The organism is Bacillus sp. NTK034, assembly GCF_017303275.1.
Lineage (GTDB): Bacteria > Bacillota > Bacilli > Bacillales > Cytobacillaceae > Cytobacillus.
On record NZ_JAFKOJ010000024.1, the window covers coordinates 1 to 9,591 of the forward strand.

Below are 9,591 nucleotides of genomic sequence, written 5' to 3' on the forward strand. Positions count from 1 at the left end.
TGCTTATTGTACCATTTGACGGCAATCATCTGCGCATTTAAAGCAAGCATCTGCACATTTTTGACAATGTTCATGTTGATGTTTCTTGCATTCGTTTCCGCAAGCTTCACAAATTTCCGCACATAATTGACATATCTGTTTTACAAACGGGCTATTGGATTGCATCGATTTTGCAGCAAAAGCACAAATATCTGCACAATCACGATCCATCCGGATACAATCTGCCATCATCTTCAAATCTTCTTCGCGAAGGCAAGCATCATAACAAATATTACAGGCCTCCATACATTCAAGACATGCCTGAATGCATTGTTCGTAGGTTTGGCTATACATAGGATCATCCTTTCCAATTTTCCAATACATTAAATAGATTCCCCTTGCCTTAAGAAAATAAACTGCATAAAAAATGCATATTTTATCACACAACAATGTACTTGTATTTAATTGTTTGGCCCTAAAGTAAGTTTTCGGACCACCGTACCCATTAATGGGATATTATTTACTATAACTAGTCCTGATAGATCTATATTATGTAGTGTATCCCGGTTAATATTGGCTCCCCATAGCCTAACTGTTAATGGATTAAGTACGTCCATAAACACTCCTGCAAGAGGGTTGCTGCTTCTCATATGCTCAATCATAAAAATCTCCCCGTCAGGCTTACATACCCTTTTCAGTTCCTTCAACCCTTTTACCGGATCAGGAACAGAGCAAAACACACAGGTTGAAATGATAGAGTCGAAAGCATTTTCAGGGAATGGAAGAGCCTGGATATCAGCATTCATCAAATTCACTTTAAAATCTACTTGTAATTTTTTATTCTTCTTCCTTGCTAAGTTGAGCATTCCTTCACTAAAATCTACGCCAGTTAAGGAATTAATATCTTTAGGATAATATTTAAGGTTTATTCCTGTTCCGATTCCTACCTCCAGAACATCTCCTCTGACATTGGCCAATAGATTATGTCTCCACTCATCCTTAATCATCTTATCCATCCAGTCATAGAGAAGAGAAATTCTGTCATATCTTTGTATGATCACTTCATTTCTTGAAATATCCATTTCTTCACCCTATCTTTTTGAGCTTAGTTTCTCAAAAAAATATGGATTTTTTATGGATTTGAAGTCTCCATTGTAGCAGGAAATGATTAGGGGGTTTTCGGGTTATAAAAACGGTTGATCTCCTTACAAAGATTAGAGGAGTCTGCCAGTACTTTGGTGATCCTAAAGGAATTATTTGTAAACCGATAGATATCCTTATTAAATAATTCACTATTATCTCTATTAAAAAAGCCGAATATATACACGAGAAAAGGCTTGTATACATTGGCTTTTCTAATATGCTTTAAATATAATAACTTCTACTCAATTGGTGCTAGTTCACTTTCAATGATCCATTTGTGATTATCTACTTTTTCGCCGGTTGTGGTAGTAAAGTCAAGCATATAGACATTAGTCTCGACAGCTGATTCAATGACCGCTTTTGCTCCGTCCATGCCTTCCATATGATCTGCAATAAGGGTAACTTCTGTACCAGGTTTAAGAGGCTCTTCCCCAGTGTTTTCAATTTCCTCATGGATGACCCATTTATGATCTTTTACCGGCTCTTCTCCAGTCGTAGGATAATACGTAACAGAGTAAGCAGTAGTCTCATATGCTCCTGCAATGGTTGCTAGCGCACCTTTCATGCCTGGCATGTGATCTGCTTCAATTATGGCCTGACTGCCGATTTCAAAAGCTGGATTCTCAGCTTCTTCAAGTTCATCAGGAACCTCACCTGAACTTGACATTGTCTCAGCAAAATGAACTTCAATTGTTTCTTTGATTTCTAAAGCATTAAGGCGCACTTCATTAATCAATTCTTCCATCTCTTGTGAGGAAGCATTTGGTTTGTCTGGATTTTTAGTTATGGCCTCTAACTGGTTTTCCACAGCGTTTAAACGATTAAGAAGATCGCCAATTTCTTCTTTATATTCTCTGTATCTCTCTACCTCTTCAGCAGATAAAGGGGGTTCTTCAAGGGATGATCTAATTCCCTCTATCTTAACGTTAATAGCATTCACTTTTTTGTCTATTTTAGCTAGGTTTTTCTCAACGTCTGATTCAGCTTTAACTTGTGCACTGTTTTGCATTTTGACTCCCGTATTGTGGGCATCTGCAGAAACTCCCCCAGCTGAAAAAACGATTCCGAGCGATGCCAATCCTAACCCTGAAATTTTTAAAATTTTGTTGGTCATTGTCTTCCTCCTTTAAATTATTTCACATGGGTATATACCTCCTAAAGGGTTATTAAAACATCTGACATTCCCAAACCAAATTAAGAGAAGCTGTAATGTTACCTTATTATTTACTATTTGGTTACTAAGACTCCACAACTATTGATTTAACAAAAAGAAAGCAGCCTAAATCACTATGCGATTTAGGCTGCTAATTGATACATTTTTAACCATTACAAAAATGGAACTAATTAGAAAGGGCTTTATTCAAGGATGATTTGATATCTTTACTTATTATTTAATGCTTGTTTTAAAGTTTCAATATTTTTATTCATTAAGCTTATATAGTCTTCATTATTTTGAATATCTTCTTCTGTTAATGATTCTAAATTATGAAGAGTCAGAGTTTCTGCACCGAGTTCTCTTTTTATCACCTCAGCAACCCGATTCTCGACATTTTGCTCGAATAGGATATAATTTAATTCAGCACTTTCAGCGGTCTTAATGATTTCTTCGAGCTGTTTTTGAGAAGGTTCAGCACTAGGAGAAAGACCGCTAATTCCTATTTGCTTTAAGCCATATGCATCTTCCCAATAACCGTATGCAGAATGGGCGACGATGAAGGTTTTATTTTGTGATTCGTTGACCATGCTTTCAAAGTTAGAATCTACTGTTTCTAAGTTATTTTTGAGAGCCTGGAAGTTCTTTTCAAAGTAATCTTGCTGGCTAGGGTCAATTTTGATTAATGCATTCTTTATATTTTCAGCAAGCTGCACGGATCTGCCTGGATCAAGCCAAACATGAGGGTCAACATCTCCCTCTTCACCAGCATGCTCCTCATTATTTTCCTCTTCATGTTGTTTATCTTCAGAGGATTCCGAAGCCCCAATTAAAGGAATTCCTTCTGATGCTTTTACAATGGCTGTATCTTCATTTTTCACGGCATTAATGACTGCATCGGCAAACCCTTCGATTCCAGTTCCTAAATAGATAAATGCTTCCCCCTCTGCGATTTTGACCATGGTTTTAGTTGTAGGTTCAAAGGAATGAGCATCCGATCCTGCAGGAACAATATTTTCCACTTGTACAAACTCCCCTCCAATTCTTTCAGAAAAATCCTGGAGCGGAAAAATTGTTGTGTAAATTTTTATCTTCCCATCATCTGTCTGAATGTTTTTGTTCTCTTGAGTTATTTTGCCACATCCCCCAAGGACTAAAATGCCGATGGCAAATAGTATTAGCCAAATTGATTTATACAAAGTGCTTCCTCCTATGGTGTTAAATAGTAACCGTTACGATTTGTATTCTATAAAAAAATAATAAAAAAAACAATATAACTACTAAAATATGCAGAAAATATGAATAAAAAAGGGGGGCATCCCCCCAGAAATCCTATTTCTGCTCTTGATTCCATTCTTCATTGAAATGATCTGCTTTTGTATAATCCAATTTTGTTTTATCCGTAGTTTTAATCCCGCTAAGTTTGTGGAAACGAAGCAAATCTCCATATACCACCTTATCAGATAACTCTAATTCGTTTTTAACAATCTCTGAGTATTTTTGATATGGTGTCACATCCTCTACAATTTGTCCTGTACCGTTATCATAAATTTTACCTTTAACTGATGTCACTTTATCCGTAATGTAATCGCCATTTCTAAATGCGACAATTTCATCTCTATTTTCAGATAATAAGTCTGTTCCAAAGGCAACCTGATGTGTTGTGTCAACACCAAGTAAATTTAAAATTGTTGGTCGCACATCAACTTCTCCCCCATATGTTTCATTAACAAAACCCTTCAGACCAGGAGCGTATATAAATAATGGAACTCTCTGAAGTTGAGCTTGTTCAAAGTCATTTATGTCCTTGTTTAAAACCTTCGACATTGCATTTTTGCGGTTTTCAGAAATTCCATAATGATCTCCGTACATCACAACCATTGTGTTTTTATCAAGACCGGAAATCTTTAGATCTTCAAAAAACTGCTTTAGTGCTTCATCTAAATATCGGGCCGTCTGGAAATAACCGTCAACTGTTTCATCACCCGTTTCTGCAGGCTCAATCGATTGATCTGCTTCGTCAATCGGATAAGGAAAATGATTAGAAAGCGTAATTAACTTGGTGTAAAACGGCTTAGGAATCGATTGTAAATAAGGAATTGTTTCTTTTAAAAAGGGTTTATCTTCTAGACCGTAATTAATAACATTTTCTTCTCTCATATTATAATAAGTGGCATCATAAAACATGTCGTATCCTAAAGACTTGTACATTTCTTCCCGATTCCAAAACGACTTGTAGTTTCCATGGAAAACAGCAGAGTAGTAGCCTTCACCTTTTAAGATAGCCGGTAATCCCTGATACGTATTTTGTGCTTTAGTGGTAAATACAGAACCTTGAGGAAGAGGATACAAAGAATTTTCCATTAGGAATTCGGCATCAGACGTTTTGCCCTGGGCTGTTTGATGAAAGAAATTAGGAAAATAAATCGTATTGGGATCTTTTGCTAATGAATTTAAGAATGGAGTAACCTCTTCTCCATGAAGCTTATATCCAATAAGAAAGTTCTGAAAAGATTCCATCGAAATGTAAATGACATTCATCCCTTTGGCTACACCAAAATAATCCAAGTTTTTCTCTGTATGCTTTGATAAAGTGTAATTTTCAACTGTTGTAATATCGCTGCTGTCAGCCATAACTCTTTGAGCCGAAGATCTAGTGTTTTGGACAATATCATATATGGCAAAATTAAATGCTCCAAGATACTTTACAAGGTAATTCCTATCAAAGCTTCTAGTCAGCAATTGAGGTCTATCAGCTTCAGCAAGTCCAACATTTACTCCAAGTATCAATAACCCCGCTAAATAAACCTTACCTAAAGATCTACTCGGTAATCTGTCAGACACTTTTAGTCTCTTTGAAAGAATTAAAGCAATCAGCAAAATGGTATCAAAGAAATAGAGTATATCACTTGGCTCTAGAAGAGCAACTGCGCTCCCTCCGACTTTTCCAAAATTTTGCGTCTGAAAGAGAACCGGAACTGTAATAAAGTCGTTAAAGAAACGATAATAAGCAACATTTGCATATAAGAAGAAGGTTAACACAAAATTGATGGCCAGCAGCATCCAATGCTGTTTTTTTCCTTTAAATAATAGAGCAATTCCCAAGAATAATAGTGCAGAACTTACGGGGTTGAGCACTAGTAGAAACTGTTGCAAACCATTATTTACTCCAAGATTAAATTCTGTCAAATAAATTAGATATGTTTTAATCCAGAATAATAGAGCTGCAAAATAAAATAGTCCAAGCCTCTTGTTTAATAGTGATTTTACAAGATTAAGACCTTTCATATTAACACTCCTAACATTAAAAAATTTTATTTTAATATATTCATTTTGAAATATTTTTAGGTATGAAGGTCACTGCCTGACTCCCCATTTGCTTCCAGGCTTTAAGAAAGTCTTCTTTGTCCATAGACTTATTTTTCATCCCCGTTATAGGGTCGTTAAAAAATATATTTTTTTCATCATATCCAGTTATTAGGACCGAGTGTTCTTTATAGGTAATATCTATTTCTCCAGTAGGTGTTTTCCATTTTTCAAATGCTGTTTTAGGTAATTCCCTATAAGTTGTATTTGTTATAATCCAGACTGGTGTGTCCAATGAAAGAAAAATCATAAGCTCGGAAAACTCTTTCCCAGTTAAATCAAGAATCTGTCCAGGCATATACTTTTCAGCTAGTTCCTTAATTGGTTTATGATATACTCCTAATCCGGGATTATCATATGAATACATGTCCCCAATAAAGCCATCATTTGGATGTCCCCAAAAAACATTGCCTCCTTCTTTCTTGAGAGGAACGTCATTCTTTTTAATTTCATTTGCAAGAGTCATTTTATCAGTGTCAATGCCATTGTATTGCAGCAGCATTGCAAGGCTTGTCACCTCGCATCCTCTTGGAAGCTCGGGAAACTGCTTAATTATAGGGGCATCAAGAAGAACTTGATCTTTTATCTTTACAATTTTATTTGTATAATCTTGCACCCCACCAAGATCACTGTAAACTTCTTTAGGAGCTTCTTGTACTAACAAATTCAGTAGTTTTGATAGCTCTTCTTTCCCTAATAAGAGAATTAACATGAGAGTTGCTGCAGCCAAACTGTTCAAAATTAAAATTAATTTCATTTTTATTTCCTCAGTTGTATTTTCATCTATATATCCGCATTCAAAACGGCAGCCCTACTGTCTTCTTTTTTGGCTTTTAAATACCGTTTGAAAAAATGCAATCCACTGAATCACCACAACAACAGTTACCAGTCCTAGAAAAGGCTTTTGTACCCAATTGTAACTGCCTAATCTAAAAAAGAAGAGAAAGAATGCCGTGTGTAATACAACTAAAATATATAAAGTTCCGCTTTTTTGCTGCAGGTAATCCCATCCCCTTTTGCCCAATAATTCTATTGCTTTTTTATTTGAGATCAAAGCAAGTAAAAACAAATATAAAAGACCTATAGTACCTAACAGGTTTGCAAGAGTAAAGCCGGGATCAAATGTAAGCTGGCCTGTTTCTTGATTTACACCAATTATTAATCTGATTGGTTCCCAGTAAAACCACCCTCGGAAAAGTACATATACATGCAGTAGAGCCATAATGGAGCTCCAAATCCCAATCTCTCTTCTCCAAGATAAGAAGCGTACAAAGAGGTTACTTAGCCGACTCAAAGGCCCAATTATAATCGTTATGAAAAGAAAAAGAAGCGAAACATCAGCAAATGCCCGGTTCCAAGAGTGCATATCACTCCATTCAGCTCTGCTTATTAGGAAAATATATACTAAAAGTATAGTTACCGATCCAATAATTAAATGCCTCATTAGTAACCCCATGGATAACTATCCCTCTTTTCATTTTTCTTTACACTGCTAACAAGGTCATTTCCTTTTAATTGAAATAGGTCGCTGTGATAAAAGATAAAAAATATTATTACACATTAATATCAAGAAAATATGCAGTTAACAATAAAAAAGTACGAAAGTCCATTGTATAAACATGGGCTTTCGTACATTCAGTAAAATTTGATTTTCTCTGAAATCAAATGGTGTTCTTGCTATTTTATCTTGGTAATCTTTATTTTAGCCTTAGATGTATTGTAATACTTTGAAAATAAATATTTAATTGTTCCAGCATCGTTATCGGTGGGAATTTCAAACTCTTGCTCATATGGTTCAGGCCCTTTGCCGGTTATCACTATGTGATCCCCTTTTTCTGAGTTTTTCCACGCATATTCAATAGCCCTTGTCCTATCTATAATCAAGTGGACATTCCTACTTTCAAGATATTTTACTGCTTTTTCCAAATCGGTTACCATTAAATCTTTCGAAACTCCATTTAAATCATCAAACGTTAAAATAATCTCATCGCAATATTTAGCAGAAATGTCGAGCATATCTAGTCGCTTAGTCTTATCTTTGTTCCCTCTAAACCCAAAAATGTGAATAATCTTATTTTGTTTCATACTTTTAACAGTCTGTAAAAGGTTTTCTAGACCATCAGGAGTATGCGCGTAATCTAAGATAAAATTAGCACCTCGATGTCGAAATTCTTCAAAACGTCCAGGAACACCAGGGAAATTTTCTACGGCATATATGATATTCTGGATTTTTACCCCTGCCCGCAATGTACATAGTATCGCACCAAGTGCGTTTTGTAAGTTATGTTTACCTGGCATAGGCATTTTGATCTCAAATATTTCATTTGATTCCTTTACTTTTATCTTTGAAATTCCAGCTTCCGTACATAATAACTGAAGGTCGTCGTTTTCCGAATTTCCATAAGAAAAGACAGTTTGTCTATTATTTTTAAGTTGATTCATTAATTTCATTCCCCAGGGACAGGATGAGCTAATGATTGCTTCGCCATTTTTTTTCAGAAGCTTGAATAGTTCTGCTTTTGTATTAAAATAATCATCCATATCTTGATGATAGTCTAAATGATCATGAGTAAGGTTGGTGAAAACCCCATAATTAAATTCCAAACCCTCTACCCTCTTCTGATGGAGACCATGTGATGAAACTTCCATCACCACATTCTTATCCGAGCTCATCCTCAGCATATTATTTAATTCTAGTATATCGGGTGTTGTTGCAGTAGACATAAGCTCGATTCCGTTTACAAAATTTGAGACAGTGCTAAAGAGTGAACAGGACTCCTTTGCAGTTTCGAAAATGTGTTTTACCATATAAGCTGTTGTGGTTTTTCCATTTGTTCCTGTAATCCCAATCATGTTATGAATCAATGAAGGATCTCTATATAGTGTTTTTGCAAGTCTCCCAAGAGCTTTCCTTGTATCTTCTACTTTGATGTAAGGAACAGGTAGAGAATAATTGTTTTCTTCACCTATAACAGCGACCGCTCCTTTCGAGATGGCTTCATTTATAAAATTGTGACCATCATGCCTTAATCCTTTAATCGCAACAAAGATATCTCCTTTTTTTACATTTCTTGATTTGAATTGAATTTGATTTACTTCAATATCAGCTACATTTTCATTTGTCCCAGCAATAGATGAAATAAGATTTTTTAGCTTCATTTGATGCCTCCGCTAATTCGAAAATAAAGAAGCTGTCTGAATTCAGACAGCAAATATTTACAGGATAACTCTTAAGCAATATCATTTATCAATTTTCTTCTTTTTTATATTTTTTGTGTTAACCTCGAGTTCCATTATGTGTATCCTCGGATCTTAACTCTGATAAGGCTAGAAATAAGGAGTACTGTAAAATCTTAAAGGTAATTTTTTTACATACCTCAATTCTACCCATCCACCTTATACATAAACTCCACAAAAACTGCATAATTGGTAGTGTTGTAAGCAATAACAGAATCAAATCTTCACCAACAATGGATTCTTGTTAGTGCTTTGCTGGTTAATTAACCCCCCGCATAGCTATTATTTGTTTTCCCAAACTTTCGTCTAAAAACAATCATAACTGCTGCACCTATAATTAGGCTGAGGGACATAACTTGGGCTATTCTTAAAGATTCTGTTAGCATGAGGCTATCCGTTCTAAGCCCTTCTATTAAAAATCTGCCAATAGAATACCAAATAATGTATGAAAGAAAGACTTCTCCACGTCTTAAAGGAAGTTTCCTAGTAACAATCAAAATGACAAAGCCTGCAATATTCCATAGAGACTCATATAAAAATGTAGGATGATAATAGGTACCTTCAATATACATTTGATTGATAATAAAGTCCGGTAAGAAAAGTCCTTCAAGGAAAGAACGGGTAACCTCCCCTCCATGCGCTTCCTGGTTCATAAAATTACCCCATCTACCAATTGCCTGGCCAAGAATTAGGCTCGGTGCAGCAATATCAGC

General features: G+C 35.5%; 9 protein-coding genes. All 9 read right to left on the reverse strand.

The genetic code is table 11. The features are described from left to right. Positions 1 to 3: 3 nt before the first annotated feature. The gene (locus JI665_RS28030) at positions 4 to 333 is read right to left on the reverse strand and encodes a four-helix bundle copper-binding protein (protein ID WP_206846240.1); all 330 of its coding nucleotides are present in this window, start codon (positions 331 to 333) and stop codon (positions 4 to 6) included. 107 nt (positions 334 to 440) lie between these two features. Continuing rightward, entirely contained in the window at positions 441 to 1,061 is a 621-nt protein-coding gene (locus JI665_RS28035) for a class I SAM-dependent methyltransferase (protein ID WP_206846223.1), read from the reverse strand. A gap of 299 nt (positions 1,062 to 1,360) precedes the next feature. Beyond that, entirely contained in the window at positions 1,361 to 1,867 is a 507-nt protein-coding gene (locus JI665_RS28040; RefSeq protein WP_211202733.1) for a YdhK family protein, read from the reverse strand. A 635-nt stretch (positions 1,868 to 2,502) separates the two neighbouring features. Beyond that, entirely contained in the window at positions 2,503 to 3,474 is a 972-nt protein-coding gene (locus JI665_RS28045) for a metal ABC transporter substrate-binding protein (protein ID WP_206846226.1), read from the reverse strand. Between the two features lie 133 nt (positions 3,475 to 3,607). Beyond that, positions 3,608 to 5,563 (reverse strand): LTA synthase family protein, encoded by a 1,956-nt coding sequence (locus tag JI665_RS28050; RefSeq protein WP_206846229.1) that lies wholly within the window; start codon positions 5,561 to 5,563, stop codon positions 3,608 to 3,610. A 40-nt stretch (positions 5,564 to 5,603) separates the two neighbouring features. Beyond that, on the reverse strand, positions 5,604 to 6,398 hold the full coding sequence (locus JI665_RS28055) for a C39 family peptidase (RefSeq protein ID WP_206846231.1): 795 nt from the start codon (positions 6,396 to 6,398) through the stop codon (positions 5,604 to 5,606). A gap of 54 nt (positions 6,399 to 6,452) precedes the next feature. Then, the gene (locus JI665_RS28060) at positions 6,453 to 7,085 is read right to left on the reverse strand and encodes a ferric reductase-like transmembrane domain-containing protein (protein ID WP_244671349.1); all 633 of its coding nucleotides are present in this window, start codon (positions 7,083 to 7,085) and stop codon (positions 6,453 to 6,455) included. Between the two features lie 233 nt (positions 7,086 to 7,318). Then, positions 7,319 to 8,800 (reverse strand): UDP-N-acetylmuramoyl-L-alanyl-D-glutamate--2,6-diaminopimelate ligase, encoded by a 1,482-nt coding sequence (locus JI665_RS28065; RefSeq protein ID WP_206846235.1) that lies wholly within the window; start codon positions 8,798 to 8,800, stop codon positions 7,319 to 7,321. A 341-nt stretch (positions 8,801 to 9,141) separates the two neighbouring features. Next, a partial coding sequence (gene lgt / locus JI665_RS28070; protein WP_206846238.1) for a prolipoprotein diacylglyceryl transferase occupies positions 9,142 to 9,591 on the reverse strand: 450 nt, incomplete at its 5' end.